At 56.4% G+C, this 21,050-nt stretch carries 15 protein-coding genes and 1 pseudogene; 8 read left to right on the top strand and 8 right to left on the bottom strand.

The genetic code is table 11. From position 1 onward, the window contains the following. Positions 1–19: 19 nt before the first annotated feature. Both GOW56_RS19655 and GOW56_RS19650 read right to left on the bottom strand, forming a co-directional pair. Positions 20–1,552 (bottom strand): glycosyltransferase, encoded by a 1,533-nt coding sequence (locus GOW56_RS19655; protein ID WP_171206934.1) that lies wholly within the window; start codon positions 1,550–1,552, stop codon positions 20–22. 234 nt (positions 1,553–1,786) lie between these two features. Continuing rightward, a pseudogene (locus GOW56_RS19650) lies at positions 1,787–1,919 on the bottom strand (IS5/IS1182 family transposase); the annotation flags it as partial. A 1,042-nt stretch (positions 1,920–2,961) separates the two neighbouring features. Between GOW56_RS19650 and GOW56_RS19645 the strand changes: the two are divergent. Continuing rightward, positions 2,962–3,531, top strand: coding sequence for a VPLPA-CTERM sorting domain-containing protein (locus GOW56_RS19645; RefSeq protein WP_171206933.1), 570 nt, complete (start codon positions 2,962–2,964; stop codon positions 3,529–3,531). Between the two features lie 59 nt (positions 3,532–3,590). Here the strand turns inward: GOW56_RS19645 and GOW56_RS19640 are convergent, their stop codons facing one another. Genes GOW56_RS19640 through GOW56_RS19625 form a run of 4 tightly spaced genes read right to left on the bottom strand, consistent with a single transcriptional unit; the run spans position 3,591 to position 7,781 of the window. Further along, positions 3,591–4,475, bottom strand: a complete 885-nt coding sequence (locus GOW56_RS19640) for a glycosyltransferase family 2 protein (RefSeq protein WP_171206932.1) — start codon at positions 4,473–4,475, stop codon at positions 3,591–3,593. Beyond that, positions 4,456–5,283: a CpsD/CapB family tyrosine-protein kinase gene (locus GOW56_RS19635; RefSeq protein ID WP_171172442.1), complete on the bottom strand. Its 828-nt coding sequence runs from the start codon at positions 5,281–5,283 to the stop codon at positions 4,456–4,458. The genes GOW56_RS19640 and GOW56_RS19635 overlap by 20 nt, the downstream gene beginning before the upstream one ends. Positions 5,284–5,314: 31 nt before the next feature. Further along, positions 5,315–6,856, bottom strand: a complete 1,542-nt coding sequence (locus GOW56_RS19630; protein WP_171120508.1) for a lipopolysaccharide biosynthesis — start codon at positions 6,854–6,856, stop codon at positions 5,315–5,317. Position 6,857: 1 nt separating this feature from the next. Continuing rightward, positions 6,858–7,781, bottom strand: coding sequence for an ExeA family protein (locus GOW56_RS19625; protein ID WP_254447262.1), 924 nt, complete (start codon positions 7,779–7,781; stop codon positions 6,858–6,860). Between the two features lie 589 nt (positions 7,782–8,370). Here GOW56_RS19625 and GOW56_RS19620 point away from each other — a divergent pair. From GOW56_RS19620 to GOW56_RS19590, 7 genes are all read left to right on the top strand, one after another. After that, a complete protein-coding gene (locus tag GOW56_RS19620; RefSeq protein WP_371807922.1) occupies positions 8,371–9,060 on the top strand; it encodes a sugar transferase in 690 nt (229 codons plus the stop codon). A gap of 69 nt (positions 9,061–9,129) precedes the next feature. Further along, positions 9,130–11,583 carry a tetratricopeptide repeat protein gene (locus tag GOW56_RS19615; protein ID WP_171206931.1) on the top strand — a complete coding sequence of 818 codons (2,454 nt, stop codon included), beginning with the start codon at positions 9,130–9,132 and terminating at the stop codon, positions 11,581–11,583. Positions 11,584–11,705: 122 nt separating this feature from the next. Then, positions 11,706–12,317 (top strand): polysaccharide biosynthesis/export family protein, encoded by a 612-nt coding sequence (locus tag GOW56_RS19610; RefSeq protein ID WP_170346999.1) that lies wholly within the window; start codon positions 11,706–11,708, stop codon positions 12,315–12,317. Positions 12,318–12,473: 156 nt separating this feature from the next. Beyond that, positions 12,474–13,907, top strand: coding sequence for a hypothetical protein (locus tag GOW56_RS19605; RefSeq protein WP_171120503.1), 1,434 nt, complete (start codon positions 12,474–12,476; stop codon positions 13,905–13,907). A gap of 201 nt (positions 13,908–14,108) precedes the next feature. Then, a complete protein-coding gene (xrtD, locus tag GOW56_RS19600) occupies positions 14,109–15,659 on the top strand; it encodes a VPLPA-CTERM-specific exosortase XrtD (RefSeq protein ID WP_253284308.1) in 1,551 nt (516 codons plus the stop codon). Between the two features lie 168 nt (positions 15,660–15,827). Continuing rightward, a complete protein-coding gene (locus GOW56_RS19595) occupies positions 15,828–17,375 on the top strand; it encodes a hypothetical protein (RefSeq protein WP_171206930.1) in 1,548 nt (515 codons plus the stop codon). Positions 17,376–17,417: 42 nt separating this feature from the next. Continuing rightward, a complete protein-coding gene (locus tag GOW56_RS19590) occupies positions 17,418–18,518 on the top strand; it encodes an acyltransferase (protein WP_171172438.1) in 1,101 nt (366 codons plus the stop codon). A gap of 6 nt (positions 18,519–18,524) precedes the next feature. Here GOW56_RS19590 and GOW56_RS19585 read toward each other — a convergent pair whose 3' ends face one another. Both GOW56_RS19585 and GOW56_RS19580 read right to left on the bottom strand, forming a co-directional pair. Then, positions 18,525–19,781: a glycosyltransferase family 4 protein gene (locus tag GOW56_RS19585; RefSeq protein ID WP_254447261.1), complete on the bottom strand. Its 1,257-nt coding sequence runs from the start codon at positions 19,779–19,781 to the stop codon at positions 18,525–18,527. Beyond that, on the bottom strand, positions 19,768–21,030 hold the full coding sequence (locus GOW56_RS19580) for a nucleotide sugar dehydrogenase (protein WP_171206929.1): 1,263 nt from the start codon (positions 21,028–21,030) through the stop codon (positions 19,768–19,770). Before GOW56_RS19580 ends, GOW56_RS19585 begins: the two co-directional genes overlap by 14 nt. Positions 21,031–21,050: the final 20 nt, after the last annotated feature.

The following is a 21,050-nucleotide window of genomic DNA, read 5'->3' as shown; positions in this document are numbered from 1 at the left end:
CGATCTGCCTTTTTGAGGATTACTGTTGAGAGGGTTGCTGTTGAGGCAGGCGGGCTACCTGCACCTTGTCCGCTTCGACAAACCGCAGCAAGTCATCCGCAACATCGCTCCAACTGCGCAACGTTGCCTCAGAAATCCGCGCTTCGAGCGCTGCCCTATGATCGGCGTCCAGCAGGCGTCTGGCTGCATCGGCGATACTGTCTATGTCTTCGGTGTCGCAATATTCCACGAGATCCCCGCCGACCTCTGGCAAGGAAGAGGCACGCCCCACCAGCGCAGTGCGGCCATAGGCCAGGGATTCGCCCACAGGCAGCCCCCAGCCTTCGGCAAGGCTGACCTGAACGCTGAACAGGCAGTGCTGATACAGCAATTCGAGAAAATCGTCCGACGGTCCGGAAACAATGCGGATGTAGCCGTGGCACCCCCCGGTGCCTTCCATGAATTGCTTGAAATCCTTCGGCATGTGCGAGGTGTTTCCGACGAACACGAGAGTGGGTATTTCCCGTTTGCCGTCGCGCTCTCCTTCCTCGACCAATTGCTTCCAGGCCATGGCGATGCGCCAGATGTTCTTGCGCGCCTCGATGGTGCCGACGCAGATCACAAAGGGTCGGCAGAACAGCTCGGTTTCCTCGTGCCCCTTTCCGTGAAGCCGGCTGGCCAGAGGATACAATTCCGCCATCTGGCGAGAGACAGGATCGTCGTCTTCGTCTTTCGATGTGTTGGGCAAAGGCAGGCGGTCTTGCGCCAGGGGCAGGGTCGTGATGCGCCCGGGGCGTCCGGTCTTCTCCAGATATTCTTTCAACTTCGTATGCGAAAACTCGGAGATGACTAGGAAAGCGTCGACATGGTTCACCGCCTCGTCCAGCCAGGACAGGAAGTTGCGCGCCGCGTCCCCGCTGACCACTTGAGGGACGTCGAGCGGGATCAGATCGTAGATCAGCAGATGTTTCATCACCTCAAGCTGCCCCAGTTCGGCCAGGATTCGCATTTGCCAGTCCTGCACGGCCAGATCCAGTTGCAGCACATGATCGCGGGGGGCGTAGATATCGGCGAAAGGCTGACCCGATTTGCGCAGATCCGCCGCCTGTTTCATTTTGGCGCGCAATTCTGCCCATTCCTTGAGGGTTGTGCCGCGCTTTTTAAAACTCCGTTCGTCCCCCCTGCGTGCAAGCAGGTCGAGACGCGCGATGTGATACCGCCGCTTGAGAGGGCGCTTGCTGTATTTTCCCAGCAGGGAGTCGAGGTCTTGGACCGCCAATTCCGGAAAGAAGTGCCTGCGCAGGATCGGGGCCGTCAGGATGCCGGTATCCTTCGACAGCGCATCATAACGGAGACAGTGGTACGTTTTCGTCTCTTTGTCGCACCAGGACAGATACAACTGCTCCGGAGGAAGCTTGGTTGCAAGCTGCGCTGCCACCGTCACCACCACTCGTTGAATGCCTGTCAGAAAATCGCTTCGTTTCGAATGTTCAAGGGTGCCGGAAATGTCCACAAAGTACTTTGGGCGCTGGACATTGACCACTTGGCTGTGGTGGGACGAAAGATGTTCCATGCAGCGGCTTCCATAACTTAAAAAACAAGATCGCTTCTACTCATTTGTGCCGGAGTTTGCCAGATGCGTTGAAGGAGGTTGTGTTGCAAACTTTTGACCATTGACGCTCGCGCCGCCAGCGGGTGACTGATCTTCTGTTTTTTCAAGTCGAAAGCCAGTTCATGACCTCATTCAAAGGTGCACAATATCCGAGCGGCGTGATCCTGTTCGCAGTCGTCTTCTATGTCCGGTACCAAGCAAGGCAAGCACACCGACATAATCACTGACCTGTCCGGCGGTGATGATGTGGGTTCAGCGGACGCCCTTGGCTGTTGCAGATGGCGTGCAGTTTCGTGTTCATGCCACCCTTGGTGCGGCCTATCAGGCGCGCCATCTTCTCGTTGTGCGGCCAGACATGTTCACCGCTTGTTTTGGACGTGATGAATCATAGACAGCGGCTGAAATCAATGGGTCCTGATCCTAGGACGGCGCAGCACTTTCCCGGATTCTCGGACACTTTGTTACAGTTGATAAGGGAGACGTATGCGCCGCACGTGGCGCGCTGTCCAAAAACCAGGCGTGAAATCGAGCGCGCTGAAACGCGCAGAAATTTCCATTATGAACTTTAGCGGGGCATGTGACGAACGCTATTCGGGCAACCCATGCGGCGCGTGATTGCCTTGCGCCGGTCCATCGGCACTTACGCCTGCTGGCTAAAAAAGGCGCGAGACCCTTTTTTCGGCCTCCTAGAGCAAAACTGTTCCGAGGACAATTTTAGAAAATACGGATTTCTAAAATCATCCCCGGCGTCCTATTGGAGAGTATGACAGGATAAGGTGGTTGTGTTACAAATTCGATCTACCGTGGGATGTTATAAATCCGTCAATGAGCCGCACCATCGAAACACCACTTTTTCCTTTCGCTCGCAAGTAGATGCGTTGGTGCATCTGGAGGTTGCTGCGACTCTGTTCGAGGCCTGTCGATGTTGCCGCGGATGATGCGAAGGCATTGACACCCAGCATCTGCGCAAGGAATTTCGTAACGGCAGGCTTGTTGCGGCACGCTCATAGCCGGCAGGTCCTGCAAGCGAAATGCCAAAGGGCCTGCGTGATATTATCAGGGCTCGCATTTCGCCATTTGTCAGTATGACCTAAGTGGGGCTATCAGAACATCTTGGACTCCTTGAATATCCGCGATGTCTTCAAGACGTAGATTCGCCTTATTCGGGTGACTCCGGTTCACGATTGAGAAACAAACTGAATTTCAGCCATTTATTGTGCCCCCGAAAGTGGTCTTTCGCCCAGAAAAAGCCACAATCCAGCGAAAAATCCTTCGCAATCAAATAGAAATGAATTATTAATGATTGCAGTAGGTGCCCTGCCGAGATTTCGAGCGGGTTGTGTGTATAAAAATCAAAGGTGGGACTTTGTATGTTTAGAACTTTTAAAATGATGGCGGCGGGGCTTGCTACTGCTGTGATGATGGCCGGATCGGCCAGCGCTCTGACCTCGGTGTCAGCGGGTGGTGGTCCTCTGCCGGGGGGTGGATATGACATCACCTCCGACACGCTCTTCTCCGGTACCGTTTCCACGATGGGTGGACCCGGGGCTTACATGATCAACTTCCAGTCGCCGATTGATCCTCTTTTTGGTGTTGCGAACGCTTCGATCACCATCAATCTGCTGAGCACGTTCACAGGTCTGACGGTGAGCTGGGTCGACGCCTTGAATCCGGCCAACGTGCTGGCATCGACGTCGGTTCTGGGTGGTGTTCAGACGACACTCAGCACGCTGTTCAGCAGCGTCAGCCCGAACACCTTGAGCCAGAATTTGGTGTTTAGCTGGGCCAACTCTACAGGGGCAACCGATGCCAGTGGCAAGCCGGTGCCGGTTACATTTGATTTCGATGTGGCTCCGGTTCCGCTGCCAGCCGGTGGTCTGCTGCTTCTGACCGCACTTGGCGGTTTGGCCCTGACGCGCCGTCGTAGGGCGGCTGCCTGAGCTACACACAAACCTGACAGACAAGGGGCCGTTTCACGGTCCCTTTTCTTTTGCTCCGATCAGATGTTGCCACCCACAGCTTGGCGCAGCATCCAGATCATCCTCTGACATCTGAGCCGGAACAACGTGGCAATCGCGCGCCAGGTTTCGCCTGCCGAGGCCAGTTTGCCGCTGGAGATAACCTTTGGTGTATGCACGATCGCACTGGCGGGCATGGCCAACCCACGGATTGCCCACCGTAGACGTGCGCCAGGATTGGTGCCGTGCAACAGATACGCCTCTTGTGTCGTGCGCCGCCACTTGGCCTTGAGCGCGGGCCAATTCTGCCGGGATGGATGGCTGACACGAAAGTTGTCCCGGTAGATCAGGCTATAACCGCGCGCGACCGCGCGCATGGTCCATTCCCGATCTTCCGAGACACCGTTGATGAACCCGCCGATTGCATCGAACACATCGCGTCGGGTCAGCAGGTTGCCGGCGCCGGAAAACCCCTGAACCTCGATATACCTGCGGAAGTTGAATGCAAAAACAGCCTCGAACGCTTCTGCGCCGCTGCGCGGGGGTGGGGTTTCGTCAAAGACATCTACCCGGCCACCAATCAGATCGGCCTGATCCGCGACCTGACGCCCGACGCTCAACCAGTCCGGCGCGGGTACGCAATCGGCGTCAATGAAAAACAGTCGGGGCGCCCTGGTTTCTGCAACTCCGCGATTGCGGGCATGGGCCGCGCCCTTTTGGGTTTCCACCACGAAATGCACCTCGGGAAAGGCCTGGCGCATCGTATCCAGCGAAACCGGAGAGTTGTTGTCAACGACAACGATTTCAGTTGCCGTCAGATCGTTCTCTCTCAGGGCAAGAAGACATCGTTCCAGCCGGGGCAAATCGTTGTAATGGGGAATGATCACCGCATCGGCCGGGGCCGTATCAGTAGGATCCGTACTCATTGCCAAACGTCCCGCTGATGTATCGGCATTTGTTCAGCACGATCCCCATGACGCTGGTCAGTTCCGCCAGTTGCTGTTCGGCAACGTCAATATGGTCAATGCTGGTTTCTTCGGCGGCCGCCAGAAGCAGGGCACAATCGACGTTCCTGAGAAAGCCGTGGCTGTCATCGCTCATCATCAGGGGGGGCGTGTCGAACAGAATGACGTCGGGTTTGTAATCCGCCTCAAGCTGTTCGAGAAATTCGATTGCCCGTCGGCTTTGCAAGATCTCCGCCGGATTGCGCGTGGGCGTGTAATTCAGCCCGAAGATCACGTTCTTGCCATACCGCAGCGCATGTTCGTGAAACGGCACCGACCCCTGAATGACGTCGGCCATGCTGTGGTTGCCGGTTTGCTTCAGAATCTCGGCCAGCCCCCTGCGCCGCATGTCGAAATCGATCACGATCGTCCGCAGATCTTCCTGCCGCCCCAGGCTGAACGCCAGGTTGGCCGTCGTCGTGCTTTTGCCGCACCCGCTGTACGGGGAGGTCAATGCCACCCTGCGCCATTTGTTGGACAAGATCTGTTGCAGCATCTTGGTCCGCAACATGTCATAGGGGGTGGCGTCTCCGCCGCCAGCAAGCGATGCAAGCCGGTTGCGCACTGCGAGCTTTGGGTCGATCTGTATCTCGGGCACGCTTTGCCACCGGGCGTCACAAGCGTCTTCTGACGGGGCGTGACGGGGCGGTTGTTCCATGACCGGCGGCGGGCTTTCGCGGCTCTGCCGTTCCTCGCGCGCCTTTTGAATCGCTTTCTGAAGACGGTCCATCACACATTCACCAAATCAATCGAAACAATACTCACCAGTATGTCTCCAGTTTATCCATCACTCTCTCGGTAATAAGATCGAGGGGTAGGTAATAGGTATGCACCGCCCAGACCCCGGCTGGCACTCCGATTAGAATAGCCAGTATGATCCCACCCCATACCGCGCGCTGCATCAACACTTCACCGCGTGATGGAGCATAGGGAATAGTGGCGATCGGCCAGACCTCAAGCTTGTTGATCAGGTCTTCGGGCCGACGCACGGACCGATTCAGGACCTCCAGCAAAACCACCAGCCCCAGCCCCAGCAGGATACCAAAGGCCGATCCCCCTCCGGCAATCATCAGGCGGTTGGGTTTCGAAGGTTCGCTTGGCGTAGAGGGATGCTCAATGACGGAAATACGTTGCCCTTGGGACGTGACCTCAATCCGTTCCCCGGTCGAGGCTGCGGCCAGACGGCTGACTGCGGCATTGTACTGGGTTTGGATGTTGTCATGTTCGCGCTGCAGTTCAGACAGTGTGATGGCATTGGCCGGCGTCTGATCGATGGTCAACGTCAGAGCGTTAAGACGGTCTTCCATAACCCGTTTCTGATCCTCTAACGCCGAAATCTGCGAGTCGACCTGGGCCAGTTGCAGATCAAGGGCCGAGTTGCCTGTTTGTACATCAACCGGGGCTGGGTTTGTTGCCTGTTCGGCGGCAACCACTTCCTCAAGCTTTTCGATCCGGGCTTGCAACAGCTTAATCTGAGGGTTGTTTTCGGAATAAATCACACGCTGATTATCCAGTTGATTCCGCAACTGGCTCAGCTGTTGTTGCGCAGGGGACAGGTTCTGCTGGGATACCCCGACAACCTGACCGGTTGAACTGAAGATATTGACCAGCTTTTCGCGCTGCGCTTTGAGCGAAAATATCTGCTGATCCGTCTGTTCAAGATTGGTCTGCAATGCCCCCTGCTGCGCCAGCCGAAATTGCAGGCTGTCGGGCAAGGCGCTGGAGTTTTCATTCTTGAACTCAAGGATACGGGCACTGCGCCGGCTCAACTCGTCGCTCAGCCGTTCTACTTCGAGCTCGAAGAAAGCCAGGGTATCTGTGGCCCGTTCCTTGCGATAGGTGACATCCAGCTTCTGGATTTCCGTCAGGTATCTGTTCAACACACCTGCCGCAATCTGGCCACTGCGCGCCTCGAAGGTGATTGTCATCAGATTGGCCTGATTGAGACCCCCGGTGATCCAGATCGAGGTGCTCTTGCGCATGGCGTTGACGATCTGATCGGGGGTTGCCTCGTCCTGATCAGGCAGAACCTCAAATTCATGGGCGATATCAAGAAGGACCGGCCGGGTCAGCAGGCGCTGTTCGATGATCTGCAGTTGCTCTGCTGCAGGTGTGGTCACAGTACTCGCGGCCAGGCTGCCTGGAATCTGGGGCGATTCCACGATCAGGCGCATCTGAGACAGGTAGGTCGGGGGCAGCGCCCGTGCTATGATGATCGATGCCACAGAGACAATGAGCGCGACGATCAGAAAATACGGAAACCGCCTCAGGAAAATGGAAAAGTAATAGCGAACCGGGCCCATATCAGACTGTCAGCTCCTTCTCGAGTGAGTTTCCGCCAAAGAACACGCCATCTTTGACCACTTGCTCCACAACCTCTTCATCCACTTTCTCGGCCTCATTCGTCCAGGCATAAAGCAGGGCAAAGTCGCAGAACTGATTTACAAGTCGCGGAACACCGCGCGTTTGTGTGAAAATCTGCTTGCAGGCCTCTTCGGTGAACTCATCGCCTGAACCGCCAGCCGTTTTCATCCTATGTCTGATATAGGCTTTGACCGAAGACTCATCCATCCGTTCAAGATGAAAACTTGCGGCAACGCGCTGTGTCAGCTGGCGCATCTTGGGATCAAGAACCATGTCGCGCAATTCAGGCTGACCAACCAGAACAAGCTGAATCAGCTCATCCGTATTCGAGTTGATATTGGTCAGCATCCGGATTTCTTCCAACCCTTCGACGGTCAGGTTCTGCGCTTCGTCAAAGATCAGAACCACCCGCCGGCCCTCGGCATATTCCGCGACCAGGAAATCCTGCAGCGCCCGGAATATCTGTACATAGCTTGCATCCGCCTCGATCGGCAGACCCAGCGCGTGCAGGACCCATTGCAGCAGCTCTCCGCGACCGCCCTGCGCATTCGAAATCAGCCCAACCGTGATCGACTGCTCCATCTCGCTGAGGAGATGCTGTATCAGGGTGGTTTTCCCGGCCCCGATTTCCCCGGTCAGCACGGTGATGGGCGCACAGCTCATGATGCCGAATTGCAGGACCGAGTAACCGCGCTTGTGCAGCGGCGACCAGTACATGAATCCGGGATCCGGAAGCAGCGTGAAGGGCCGTCGGTCAAGCCCGAAATAATCTAGATAAAACCCGTCGCTGGACGCCATTGCACCTCGGTTGCCTTCTGCCTTGTCAAACCTCGTACTGGCCCCCTGGAGATTATCCAAACTCATACTCTGAACCACCAGAAATCCCTTACACAACGAACACATCACATAAACAAAAAGTACTTGGGTACTAGTTTGTCACAAAATCAAGATAGCAGGCACCACTAAACTGCACACGCGGTGAATTGACCTTCCCGCTTTCTCAATCTGAAGTGATCGGTGCGATTGTTTCCGTTGTGTCCTTATTAGGTTGACCAAAAAAGAGGCGACCAGAACCTGATGTGATCACACATTAAAAAAGATTCTAAGGGCGGAAATCAAACCTAAAGGGTGAAATTTTCGCCCATTGTGTCCCACAGGGAAACGAAAGTTCATGAATTTGCGGCCAATCAGCTGATCGCATCTTCACGATACTGTAAAAAAGCACCTGTATTCAGCGACCAGAGAACACGTTCGCCAGCATTAATGTTTTGCAAGGCAGGTGGAATTTGTTAACAGTTGGATACGGGAAAGCGGCCTCGCAAGTGAGTAAGTGCAGGGTCGAAGTGGTATAAAAATATAAGATTTTAAATATATGTGGTTGAGGTCGAGCGTGTTCGGTTCGTAAGTTTGGTGAGTGGTTCGTGAGTAATTGTGTGTGTTGGGGGTTTAAATAGTGACAAGTCATTCGAAAGAAGTGGCCAACGCTGGCGCGGGCTACTCCGGTATTTCTGTTGTACCCACTCCGTTGCCGTGTCGAGGGGTGTACAGAAGTGTGGGCAAGCGTCTTTTTGACATTGCGTTCGCTTTGCTAGCAGCACCTTTCGTTGTGCCTTTTGTTCTTATGCTGGCCGCATTTTTGGCATTCCAGGGCGTGACTCCGTTTTATCGGCAGGAACGGCTGGGCAAGAACGGCAAGGCGTTCAAGATGATCAAGCTACGCACAATGGTGCATGACGCCGAAAATGTGCTGCAAGAACATCTGAAAGAAAACCCTGAAGCCCGTGAGGAATGGAATCGCGACCAGAAACTGCGGAATGATCCGCGCATCATCAAGTTCGGGACATTCCTGCGCAAATCCTCGATGGATGAGTTGCCGCAATTCTGGAATGTTTTCGTTGGCGAAATGTCCGTGGTTGGCCCCCGCCCCATGATGGTTTGCCAGAAAGAGCTTTATCCAAACAACATGTACTACAGAATGCGCCCTGGGATTACCGGCTCATGGCAGGTCTCCAACCGGAATAACTCGACATTCGCCGAGCGCGCGCAGCATGATGTGGAATACTGGAAGGATATGTCGCTCAAGACGGACATGCATATCCTGTTTCGGACAATTTTTGCGGTTCTGCGCGGGACCGGTTGCTGAAACGGTCATTTTGTAGCCTTTTGGGATGGCTGTATCCTTGTTGCGCCCAGATCGTGTGGAAACCTACCCATGAACCAGTCCGTCTTTTCTCGTCTCCCACGTCTTGCATCGCTTCTGTGTGCTGCGTTCCTGTTCCTGAGTGCCTGTGACACCGCTGAAGAGCGGGCCGAGAAACATTATCAGGCCGGGCTGGCCTTGCTGGAAGAGGGCGACGTCGAGCGCGCTCTGGTCGAATTCCGCAACGTCTTCAAACTGAACGGCCAGCACAAGGAGGCGCGCCTGACCTATGCCCGGCTTGAGCGTGATCGAGAGAACATCCCAGTCGCATTCGGCCAGTACCTGTTGTTGGTCGAACAATACCCGGACAATTTCGAAAGCCACTTCGCACTGGCCGAGATGGCGTTTGACTTGGGCAACTGGGACGCTGTCGGACGCCATGGTGCGATAGCCGCCGAACTGGAACCCGACAATATAGAGGTCGAGTCCATCAATAACAGCCTGGCCTATACCGACTCGATCCGTAACGGGGATGTGGCCAGAACGGATTCCATCATTCGGACCGCACGCGAAATGATCGACCAAAAACCCGATCTGATGAGCGCGCGGAAAATCGTGATCGACTGGCTTGTCCGCAACGAACTCTGGGATGATGCGGTCAACGAGATTGATGCCGCACTGGCCGTAGTGCCGAAGCAGGACAATTTGTACGCGATCCGACTGCGTGCCCTACAGGCTCAGAACAAACACGAAGAGATAGCGTTGCAGCTCAAAGGCATGCTTCAGCTTTACCCCGAGGATGAGGGCGTCGAGGCGATGCTGGTTCAGCATTACATCGACTGGAACGAGCTGGATGCGGCTGAGGATATTCTGCGCGGGAAGATCGACCCTCAGGCCGAAGATCACATGCCAACTCAACGCCTTATTGCATTCCTGAACGACCATCGCGGTCCCCAAGCCGCTATCAACGAAATTGATGCAATCATCGCGCAGGATAGTACAAACGCCGCAAAGCTCCGCGCATGGCGGGCCACTTTGAAATTTCACAGCGGGGACACGCAAACCGCGCTTTCTGAAATGCGCAATCTTCTGGCAGATGCAGAGCGAACCGCACAAACCCGGGAAAACGAAGTAGAATTTGCCCGGATGCTGTTCAGCGAGGGGGAATCTGAAGAAGCTCGCGCTTTGGTCGAAAAGATTCTTGAAGAAGATCCGAAACAGGTGGGGGCGCTCAAGTTCAAGGCTGCCTGGTTGATTGAGGATAATCAGACCGGTGATGCGATTATCCTGCTGCGCGAAGCCCTGAGCCAGACCCCCCGCGATCCGCAATTGATGACCCTTATGGCCAATGCTCACGAGCGCAACGGCGATCGCGAACTGATGGGCGAAATGCTTGCCCTGGCTGCGGAGATGTCCCAGAACGCAGGAACCGAGGCTGCGCGCTATGGTCAATATCTGCTGTCAAAAAATGACTTGGAAATTGCCCAGAGCGTGTTGCTGGATGCCTTGCGCAAAAGCCCGCAAAATCCGGACCTGCTGTCTCTGCTTGCCCAAACCTATATGCGTCAGCAGGATTGGGACCGCCTTGAAGCTGTTCTGAAGTCGCTCGAAGCGCTGACAGACCCCAACGCGCAACGCCTTTCGAACGAGCTCAGGGCATACATGCTGGCCTCCCAGAACCGCTCTGACGACCTGATGGAATTTCTCAACGAATTGGCCGCAGATCCCCAATTCGGCTTGCCCGCTGATATCGCGGTTATCCGACTGATGCTGGCTCAGGACAAACACGAAGAAGCCTTTGCCCGGATCGATCAGAAACTTACGGAAACCCCGGATTCCCTGCCATTGCGCTTTGTAAAGGCACGTGCGCTGGCGGAAGAAGGGGAACTTGACAAGGCCGAACAGATTTATCGCGCGATCATCGATGAGCGCCCTGACATAACACGGGCATGGGTCGCGCTTCACATGCTGGAAGCCGAGCGTGGCAATATCGAAAAAGCCCAGGATGTCCTGGCCGAGGCACTGATTGCCCTGCCCGAAAATCCCGATCTGCTATTTGTGCAGGCAGCGCTTCACGAACAGGCCGGCGATATGGAGCAGGCCATTGCCGTTTACGAAAAGCTCTACCCCCTCAGTGGCCAGTCGATTTTGGTTGCCAACAACCTTGCCAGCCTGCTGACAACCCAGCGCAACGATGCCGAAAGCCTGCAACGAGCGCATGTTTTGGCGCAGCGTCTGCGGGGCACGCAAGAGCCCGCCTTTCAAGATACCTATGGCTGGGTGGCGTATCAGGTCGGCAATTATGAAGAGGCCGTCCAGTACCTGGAATCTGCGGCACAGGTTTTCTCTGGGCATCCTCTGGTCTTGTACCATCTGGGCAAAACATACGCCGCTCTGGACCGGCACGAAGAAGCTTTGCGCAGTTTTCGTGCAGCTGAAGCGACCGGGGCAGCCTCGGCTGAGATTGCCTCATCCATAGAGGCCGAGATCGAACGGCTGGTCACGATGAGCAACGCAGGTCAGTAAGCGCACAGAGTGCACGCGCGCCGCCGCTGCATTTCTGCCGCATCTTGTATGTATCAGACTCCCTGCTGATTGTTTTGCAGCTTGTGAGAAGGCATAAGTAGGAAAAAGTGAGAGATTTGAATATGCGTACAGTCATCGGGTCCTTGACCGCACTTGTCATTACCATGATCGTGGCCACCGCATCATGGGCGCAATCCTATCAAATCCAACCGGGTGATGCGCTGCAGGTTGAAGTTCTCGAAGATCCCACCCTGAATCGGACCATTCTGGTTCTGCCGGACGGGTCCATCAACTTTCCGCTTGCCGGTTCGATCCGTGCGGCCGGTCAGTCGACCAGCGGATTAAGCGCGTCGCTCTCATCGGCGTTGGCCTCGAATTTCAATACGCCGCCGACAGTCTTTATTTCAGTGGCGTCGCTGGCTCCGCCGCCGCTTCTGGGCGGACAGGCCGCATCCGGACCAACCATCGATGTTTTCATCATGGGTGAGGTCAATGTGCCCGGCAAGCATCTGGCAACCGAAGGCACAACAATTCTCCAGGTTTTGGCTCAGGCCGGTGGCCTGACCAATTTCGCGGCTCGCAAGCGCATCGAATTGCGCCGGGCTGACAGTAAAACAGGCGTGATGAGAAAATACACCTATAACTACAAAGGCTCGGGCGGTGGCATCCAAGGCAATACAGTGCTTAGACCCGGAGACGTTGTTGTCGTACCAGCACGCCGCTTGTTCGAATAGGGGCTGATACAGGTGGGGAAATCCAGGAGCAGGCTGTCCACCATTCTGGGGGGCGGGATCGCTGTCATAAGTTCGTTTACACCAGCTGTCGGGCAGCAGGCCTCGACACAGCAAACGACTGCGCAGCAAACACAAACCTCGACACAGCAAACATCCGTGCAGCAGACAACCGTCGCACCGACGGTTGTGCAGCAGACACCCAGCCAGCAACTGATCGCACAACGGGCACAACGAAACCCGGCCCGAAGGGTCGGCCTGCCGACCGGTCAGCAGATTGGGACCGGGACCGGCCTGAGTGTGACCCTAGATTATCTCTCGTCGCTCAGACATGACAGCAATCTTCGCCTGACCGATCCTTCGCTTGGGTCCACGACCTGGTGGGAGAATACGCTGGCATTGGGTATTCTGAAGCAGACCTCGGATTCGAGATTGGCTCTTGACCTTTCCGGACTGTACCGGATCGCCAATGAGCCGATTATCGGGACGGATTCCAGCTTTGCGGACCCGTCTGCCCGCCTGTCGTATCAGCGGTCGCGCCAGAACAGCCAGCTTGACCTGCTATTGGATTACCGCGAACAGGATCTGGCTTTTAATCGTTCACTGACCGACACCAATCTGGATGGCAGAATTGATGCCGCCGATGTGATCGGAACCATCGGGGATCAGGTCAACTCCTTGGGCAACCTGAATTGGCAAACCGGCCTGAATGATCCAATCGGGTTCCAATTCATCTACAGCTATAGCGAACGCACTTATACAAACACAATCGATCCGAACCTGTTCGACAACAAGTCAAGCAATTACACGGCGATCACGACATTGCGGGTGTCACCGGTTTTTCAGGCCAACTTGCGTCTCGGCTACACTGATTTCTCGGCAGAGGACAACGTGCGAACCGATGAGCAAACGACGGTTGTGACAGTTGGCGGGACCTATGACGTATCCCCTGTCACTACCGTCAGTGCGAATATCGGTTACAGTCAGGTGGATGACACGCAGCGCACAACCAATACAAACACCGTAACCGAGGATTTCGTCTGGGATTTCGCATGGAGCAAAACCCTGCCAGACGGCTCGGCGGATTTTCAGATTGACCAGACATTCGGGGTCAATGGGTCACGGATAAACGCAACGGCCGGCCGCAGTTTTCAGCGCGCCAACGGCGTGTTGAGCTTCAACGTGGGCCTGACCAGAGGACCATTCGACGAAGTCACACCGATCGGGCAGCTCGACTACAGCTATCAGCTGGCCAGTTCCCGGATCGGGGCAACGGTGCAACGCCGGGTCGGCACCAGTACGCAGAGCATAGAAACACGCGAAACACTGGTGTTTCTGACATATGACTATTTCATCAACCCGGTATCGGGGCTGTCTTTCAGTATCGATTACATCGACCAGGAAGACGAGGGAACCGGTCAACCCAACCCGCGCCAGCGCGGTACGTTCAGTGCGTCCTATACACGGGCGGTCACGAAAGACTGGGCCGTAAACGTGGGGTACCAATATGAAATGGACGATCAGAACGGCTTTAAGGCAACTTCAAACTCGGTCTTTCTGACTTTGGGCCGGCGCTTTTCTCTCAAACCCTGACGTTCATTCACGCGGTTCATGATATCGACAATCAGGACATCCCGCGCCCAATGTCCCGAAAACGGATCAAAATAGCGGGAGCTTGAGCCGTCATAATTTCAGGCCGCACCTTATTGTGCATGATGGACCGTGATGCATCACCTCGATTCGAAAAACAGCCGCAGTAGTATCCTTGAAGCGGCCAGAAGAGGCTTGCCGGTCATGAACACCGTCGGGCTGTTCTGGTTTGTCCTGCTGCTGCTTGGATCGGTACCCGTCTTCTGGATCGGGATCGTGTCTCTGGGCGCCGCCTGGAGCACCCCCGAATACAGCCATGGCCCGCTGATCCCGATCATCTCGCTGTATCTGTTCCTGCGTGAATTGCGGGATATGCCGCCCCCCAACCCGGTTGTGCATGATCGCTGGCCGGGCGTGCTTGTGATTGCCGCGGCCCTGCTCATTGCCATTCTGGGCAACCTGGCCCGTATTCCCGATATCGTCACCTATGCCATGATCATCTGGGTGGGCGGCGTCATGCTGACCGTGTTCGGCTGGCAGCGGGGCAAATACCACCAGCTTCCCGTGCTGCATCTGGTGTTTATGCTGCCACTGCCGCAGTTCGTCTATTGGAAGCTCACGATCTTCCTGCAATGGATTTCGTCCGAGCTGGGCGTCTGGTTCGTGCAGATGGCCGGTGTTTCGGTTTTCATCGAAGGCAACATCATCGATCTGGGGGTCTACAAACTGCAGGTGGCCGAGGCCTGTTCCGGGCTGCGCTATCTGTTCCCGATCCTGAGCTTCTCGTATCTCTTTGCCCTGCTTTACCGTGGCCCGATCTGGCACAAGGTGGTTTTGCTGGTTTCGGCCGCCCCTCTGACCGTGCTGATGAACTCGATCCGCATTGGCGTGATCGGCGTGCTGGTCAATCAGCACGGCATAGAGCAGGCTGAAGGCTTCATGCATTTCTTTGAAGGCTGGATCATCTTCCTGCTCTGCGTCGCCATTCTGTTCCTGATGGCCATCGGCTTGCAGCGCCTGGCGCCGAATCCGCAACCCTTTGCCGAGACCATTGATCTGGATACCCAGGGGCTGGGTTCTGTTGCCTTGCGTATCTTTGGCATTCGCGCATCGGTGGCGCTGGCGGTTGCGGCCCTTCTGACGCTTGCGGTTTCAACCGCCTGGACCCTGCGGCCCGCTTCCGAAGTGCGGCCTGTGGAACGTGACCCGTTTGTTCTCTATCCACGGCAGCTTGGCCCCTGGTCCGGGTCGCCCACCACGTTGGATCCACAGGTTGAACAGGTTCTGGGGGCCAGCGATTACCTCAATGCCACCTATATCAATACCGGATCGGGCGACTTCGTGAACATGTTCGTGGCCTTTTACGACAAGCAGACCGACGGCGACGGCATCCATTCGCCCGAAGTGTGCCTGCCGGTGGGCGGCTGGGAAATCTTCAGCCTTGAACCTTATGAGATCAACCCGGGCAACACGCCTTATGGCAGCTTTACGGTCAACCGCGCCGTGATCCAGAAAGAGCTGTCAAAACAGCTGGTCTATTACTGGTTCGAGCAGCGCGGCAAGCGTATGGTCAATGATTTCCGCGCCAAGATGAGCGTCATTCAGGACGGCTTCACCATGGGGCGCACCGATGGCGCTCTGGTCCGGTTTGTGACCCCCATCCTGCCCGGTGAAACCGAAGCGGATGCGGATGCAAGGTTGCAGAGGTTCATGGAACCAAGCCTGAACCGTCTGCCGCGTTTTGTACCATTTTAAGAAGGGAGGTCAGTGTTTGGGCTTCCAAGCCTTTGACGCCAGATCGTCGTGGACGGGTTTCGAGGGACTGCGGCAAGAAAAATAGATTGCATAATGATGTGTTATTGATACCTGATGAAACAGTTTTTTAGTTTTTAGTGTGTGGTTGGAAAAGTGCCTGCGGCAGAAATGATTACGACATCCCAAAGCCGTTCTCTGCGACCAGTTCTGGCACTGACTCTGCTTGCCAGCCTCATTCCTCTATGCGTGACACCCGTTCTGCCATTGACGGATTTCTACGCCCATATCGCCCGCTATTACATTCTGGCCAATCTTCCGGACTCGGCCATACTGCAACAGAACTATGAGGCCGCCTGGCAATTGCTGCCCAATCTCGGGCTGGATGTTCTGGGTACAGGTGTCATGAAAGTGCTGCCCCCGCTTTTGGGTGCTAAGCTGATCGCCGGTCTGATCATTGCGGCCCCGTTTGCGGGTATCCTGTATTTGTCACGTGTTCTGCATGGGCATCTCTCGGTGCTGACCGTGTTTCTGGCCGGTCTGGTCGCGTATAACCACATCCTGATCTGGGGGTTTTCGAATTTTCTGCTTGGATTGGGGGTTCTGCTGGGCGCAACCGGCTATTGGATTGCGGCACAGGACCGGCCCGTCCGGCAACTGACCATTACAGCCTGTCTGGGGCTGCTTCTTTTCTTTATTCACGGTCTGGCCTTTGCGCTGTGGGGGCTGCTGCTGGGCATGGTCGAACTGTCGCTTGCGCTCAGATCAGGCTATCCGGGGCTGTCGGTTTTGATGCGCAAAGCCGCAAGGCTTGCATTGATCGCCGTCGCACCGGCCGTGATCTTCCTGCAAACGAAAACCGCAAGTGGAGGCGTCGCCACGCCTGTCTCGAACCTACTGGCTCATGCCGAGCAAGGAACATTATGGGCGCGTCTGAGCACCGAGGCCTATCTGCGCGTCGACGGGTTCCTGCGCGTGGCTGAATCCACATGGCGCACATTCGACTGGGGTTTTGGCCTCCTGTTATGGGGTGTGCTGATCGGTGGCCTTATCACCGGGATATGGCGGATCGACCGGCGTATGAAGCTTGCCGTGGCGCTGTGCGGTTTGCTGATCTTGATAATCCCTCCGAACTTGTTCGGCGTCGGACATCTGAGTGAACGGATCCCGCTTCTGATGCTGGCCCTTCTGGCCGCCAGCTTGTCGCTGAATCCCAGTGCCAGGCTGCGATCACAACAAACAGCTGTTGCGGTGATCGCCGGACTGTTTCTGTTGCGCAATCTAATGTTGACCGTCGGGTGGTATCAGGATGGCAAAATTTACGCCTCTTATCTTGAGGCGTTGAATCTCCACGACACGCGCAGCCTGGGCGCCGGGGCTTATGTGGAAGATGCCAAGGACTCGTGGGTTTTCAAGCCCAGTTGCAGACCCTTGTCCTTTCTTATGATCTTCAACGGTACGGCAGTTCCGACCTTTGCCAACCCCACACAGCAACCGCTGCGCATAGTTGGTTCGTTAGCCGGCGTGCAAGGCGCAGTTCAACAGATTGCACTGGAAACCAATCATACATTACCATCCGCTGCGGCCGTGCTATCAAAGGCCAAAGCCGATACAATCGTCGTTTGTTCGAAGGAATCGTTTCCACCCGAAATTCAAGGTTTCAATATACTTGCGTCAACTGCGCCGTGGGCCTTGTATCAAAGATCAGCCTCTAAATAATTGCGTGTAGTATGAATATGCCATCAGCCCAAGGACCCGCAGATGAAAGAACATGATGCGCGTGCAACCTCGGGGAAGCCTGCGCCGCTTATCGCGGACCGGTCAGACGGGCGCGACAACAATTTCAACCTGATCCGCATCCTGGCTGCTGGTGGGGTGCTGGTATCACATGCCTATCCGCTGAGCTGGGGCGGCGCGGTCGGCCAGCCATTCGAATCCACGCTGCACGGATTGTCGCTTGGCATGGTCTGCGTCTGGATATTCTTTGCGATCTCGGGCTTTTTCATCACGCGCAGCTTCGATCGGAAACGATCCGCGACCTCGTTTTTGACCGCACGCGCGCTGCGCCTGTTTCCCGCCCTTGCGATGGTGACCGTGATTACCCTTCTGGTTGCCGGTTTTCTGCTGACACAGGCGCCACCTGCCGTTTTCTGGTCGCAGGCGGGGGAGTTCTTCGTTCGCAACATGCTGCTGTTCAGAATCCAGTACGTGCTGCCTGGTGTTTTTGAATCCAACCCCTACGGACCCGCAGTCAACGGTTCACTCTGGTCGCTGTCTTACGAGGTCACCTGCTATACCGGCGTCCTGATCTGCGGGGTTCTTGGCCTGCTGGGCCGGAAGAAGATATTCGCCACAATGGCGCTGCTGTTCCTGGCTGTCTATGCGGTGGCGATGGTTGTCGAGCTGAACCCGCGCATCGAGCAGCTCACACGGCTTGGACTGCCGTTCCTGACAGGGATGGTGTTCTATATCTGGCGCCAGTACATCCCGCTGTCCTGGACCCTGCTGGCCGCCTCTGCAGCGCTGGCCGTTATGGCCTGGTTCACGCCGCTGTTTCTGCCGGTCTTCGCCGTCAGCTTGTCTTATGCAACGTTCTTTGCAGGCTACGCCGAAACCCCGCTGCTTTTGCGCTATAACAAACTGGGCGACTATTCCTATGGCGTCTACATCTACGCCTTTCCGATCCAGCAGCTGGTGGCGCAGGCGGGGGTCACGACACCTGTTGTCAACATGGCGATATCGCTTCCTTTCACGCTGATTTGCGCTGTGCTGTCATGGCATTTCATTGAAGCTCCGGCCATGCGCTTGCGTCGCCGGACCAAAGTGCCAAAACCCATCGAAACCAAGCAAGCTGCCGAATAACGAACCTCAGCCCTTCCAGATCCGCTTATAAGCCGCGATCAGTGCAGGCACCTGATGGGGCCAGGCCATTTCCGCCTCGACCCGGGCGCGGCCATAGCGGCCCATGGCGGCACGACGTTCGTCATCGACCAGCAAGTCGGTGATCTTGTCGGCCATATCCACCGGATCGTTGGCCTTGGCGTAAAGCGAGGCCTCCTGCGCCGAGAACCGCCCTTCGGTCACGTCGAACTGAACGATGGGTTTTTCGAAGGCCATGTATTCAAGGATCTTGTTCATGGTGGATTTGTCGTTCATCTCGTTAACCCGATCCGGGTTCACGCAGACATCGGCGGTTGACAGGATCTCGAACAGATCCCGATCCGGGGCACGGCCGGTGAAGGTGACATAGTCCGACAGGCCCATTTCAGCAGATTGTTCGCGCAGCTTGTCCAGGCTGGGACCCCCGCCCACAAGGCAGAACTGGATATCGTCGCGGCCCTGAACCTTGACCAGATGCGCCACGGATTCCAGCAGCAGGTCGATCCCTTCCTGATCACCCATGACGCCGACATAACCCACCATGTATTTCCGCCCGTTGCGCCAGGCCGGGTTCGGCGGCAGGTGCTGCAGCCGACTCAGATCAGGGCCGGACCGGACGATAAACACATCCTCGGGCGCCATGCCGCCGCGTTCGATGGCGATCTTGCGATAGCTTTCATTGGTGGCAATCGACACCCGGGCCGAGGCGAAGGTCAGCCGCTCGAACGTCTTCATCAGCTTCCAGAAAAAGCCGCGCTTGTCGAACTTGGCCTCGTAAAGCTCGGGGTTGATGTCGTGGTGATCGAACAGATAGCGCACGCCAAACAGCTTGAAGGGCAGCGCCACCAGAAAGATCAGATCGGGCGGGTTGCAGCCATGGATGACGTGAAAGCCACGGGTGAATTTGATCTTCAGCGACAGCCAGCTTTCCCAGAACAGCGCCGCGCCATATTCCAGCAGATACCCCAGCGCCCCGCTGGCATCCAGCGGCAGCGGGTGGCGATAGACCTTGATGCCTTCATCTTCCCACACGCGTTCCTCATGGCCCTTGCCGGTGGGGCAGATGACCGAGACCAACGCGCCGGCTGCGGCCAGCGTGCGCGCCTCCATCCAGACGCGGCGGTCAAAGGGGACGGGCAGGTTTTCCACCACGATCAGAACCTTGAGGCCCTTCAGGGGCTGGCTCTGGCGCAGCTCTTCGAACGAAATCGGCTGAACGGCGGGCACAGGGCTAGTCATATTCATAGGTTCTTACCACCTCTGCATCACCCAGGTTCAGATCATTCACGATCCGGTTTGAACCGACCACCAGATCCCAGGGCCCGGCCTCGGCCGTGGCGCGGTCCACCAGCAGGCTGCCCACGTTGGGCAGGTGGGTAAAGGCATAACCAAGGTTCTGCCCCCGCAGATCGGCCGGTTTGATCGCAGGATCATAGACCGACAGCTGATAGCCCGCCTGCAACAGCCGCCGGGCGATATCGACATTGGGGCTTTCCCGCAGATCATCGGTTCCGGCCTTGAAGGCCAGCCCGGCCATCAGCACCCGGCCCCCTTCGGGCAGCCGCGCCATGATGTCCTGCGCCTGATAGGTTTTATGCGCCTGATTGGTCTGCAGCAGGCTGTCGATCAGATGGGTATGCGCACCCACCTCACCGGCAATATGCTGCAATGCGCGCACATCCTTGGGCAGGCAGGACCCCCCGAACGCGCCCCCCGGGCGGGTGTAATAGGCCGAGATGTTCAGCTTGGTGTCCGAGACGAAAATCTCGTGCATGGTTTTGGCCGACACGCCCATGCTGTGACAGATGCGGCCTACCTCATTGGCAAAGGCCACCTTGGTCGCGTGCCAGGTGTTGTCGACGAATTTGGTGATCTCGGCCTCTTCAAAGGCGGTATAGAACACCGGCGCGTCCAGGCCTTCGTGCATTTCGTCCATCACCGCCGAGCGGTTGCCATCGGCCGTGCCGACAACGATTTTGGGCGGGTTGAAGAAATCATCCACCGCCGAAGCCTCGCGCAGGAATTCGGGGTTATAGACAATCTCGATCGCCTGACCCATCCGATCGCCCAGATAGCTGTGAAAGATCGGCTCAATCAGCTGGCGCACCGTGCCCGGCCGGAAGGTGGACCGATAGGCCACGGTCAGCGGTCGCGCGCGGTCGGGCGAGACGGCTTTGGCAATCTGCCGCGTCACCTCGGCCACGAAATTCATGTTGTGCGAGCCGTCAGTGGAACTGGGCGTGCCGACGCAAACGATGGCCAGATCCACATCCGACAGGTCGGGGATTTCAACCGTGGCGCGGATCAGGTTCTTGCCCAATGCCTCGGTCAGCAGCTCGGCCACCTTGGGTTCCTTGATCGGAGGCTGCCCGGCATTGATTTCCGAGACCTTGTCGGCATTCACATCGACGCCGATCACCTCATGCCCCTCACGGGTCAGACAGCATGCTGCCGTGAACCCCACATAACCCAGACCAAAAATCGCAATCTTCATACCATTACACCGTTTTGAAC

This window comes from Ruegeria sp. HKCCA0235A (genome assembly GCF_013033235.1).
GTDB lineage: Bacteria > Pseudomonadota > Alphaproteobacteria > Rhodobacterales > Rhodobacteraceae > Ruegeria.
This window is presented reverse-complemented; position numbering and strand designations above follow the sequence as displayed.

Excerpts from the sequence above, each read along its gene's own strand:
- GOW56_RS19595 (WP_171206930.1), top strand. The coding sequence starts at position 15,828 with ATGATTACGACATCCCAAAGCCGTTCTCTGCGACCAGTTCTGGCACTG.
- GOW56_RS19615 (WP_171206931.1), top strand. The coding sequence starts at position 9,130 with ATGAACCAGTCCGTCTTTTCTCGTCTCCCACGTCTTGCATCGCTTCTG.
- GOW56_RS19630 (WP_171120508.1), bottom strand. The coding sequence starts at position 6,856 with ATGGGCCCGGTTCGCTATTACTTTTCCATTTTCCTGAGGCGGTTTCCG.
- GOW56_RS19625 (WP_254447262.1), bottom strand. The coding sequence starts at position 7,781 with ATGAGTTTGGATAATCTCCAGGGGGCCAGTACGAGGTTTGACAAGGCA.
- GOW56_RS19590 (WP_171172438.1), top strand. The coding sequence starts at position 17,418 with ATGAAAGAACATGATGCGCGTGCAACCTCGGGGAAGCCTGCGCCGCTT.
- GOW56_RS19640 (WP_171206932.1), bottom strand. The coding sequence starts at position 4,475 with ATGAGTACGGATCCTACTGATACGGCCCCGGCCGATGCGGTGATCATT.
- GOW56_RS19610 (WP_170346999.1), top strand. The coding sequence starts at position 11,706 with ATGCGTACAGTCATCGGGTCCTTGACCGCACTTGTCATTACCATGATC.
- GOW56_RS19580 (WP_171206929.1), bottom strand. The coding sequence starts at position 21,030 with ATGAAGATTGCGATTTTTGGTCTGGGTTATGTGGGGTTCACGGCAGCA.
- GOW56_RS19655 (WP_171206934.1), bottom strand. The coding sequence starts at position 1,552 with ATGGAACATCTTTCGTCCCACCACAGCCAAGTGGTCAATGTCCAGCGC.
- xrtD (WP_253284308.1), top strand. The coding sequence starts at position 14,109 with ATGAACACCGTCGGGCTGTTCTGGTTTGTCCTGCTGCTGCTTGGATCG.
- GOW56_RS19645 (WP_171206933.1), top strand. The coding sequence starts at position 2,962 with ATGTTTAGAACTTTTAAAATGATGGCGGCGGGGCTTGCTACTGCTGTG.
- GOW56_RS19585 (WP_254447261.1), bottom strand. The coding sequence starts at position 19,781 with ATGAATATGACTAGCCCTGTGCCCGCCGTTCAGCCGATTTCGTTCGAA.
- GOW56_RS19635 (WP_171172442.1), bottom strand. The coding sequence starts at position 5,283 with ATGGACCGTCTTCAGAAAGCGATTCAAAAGGCGCGCGAGGAACGGCAG.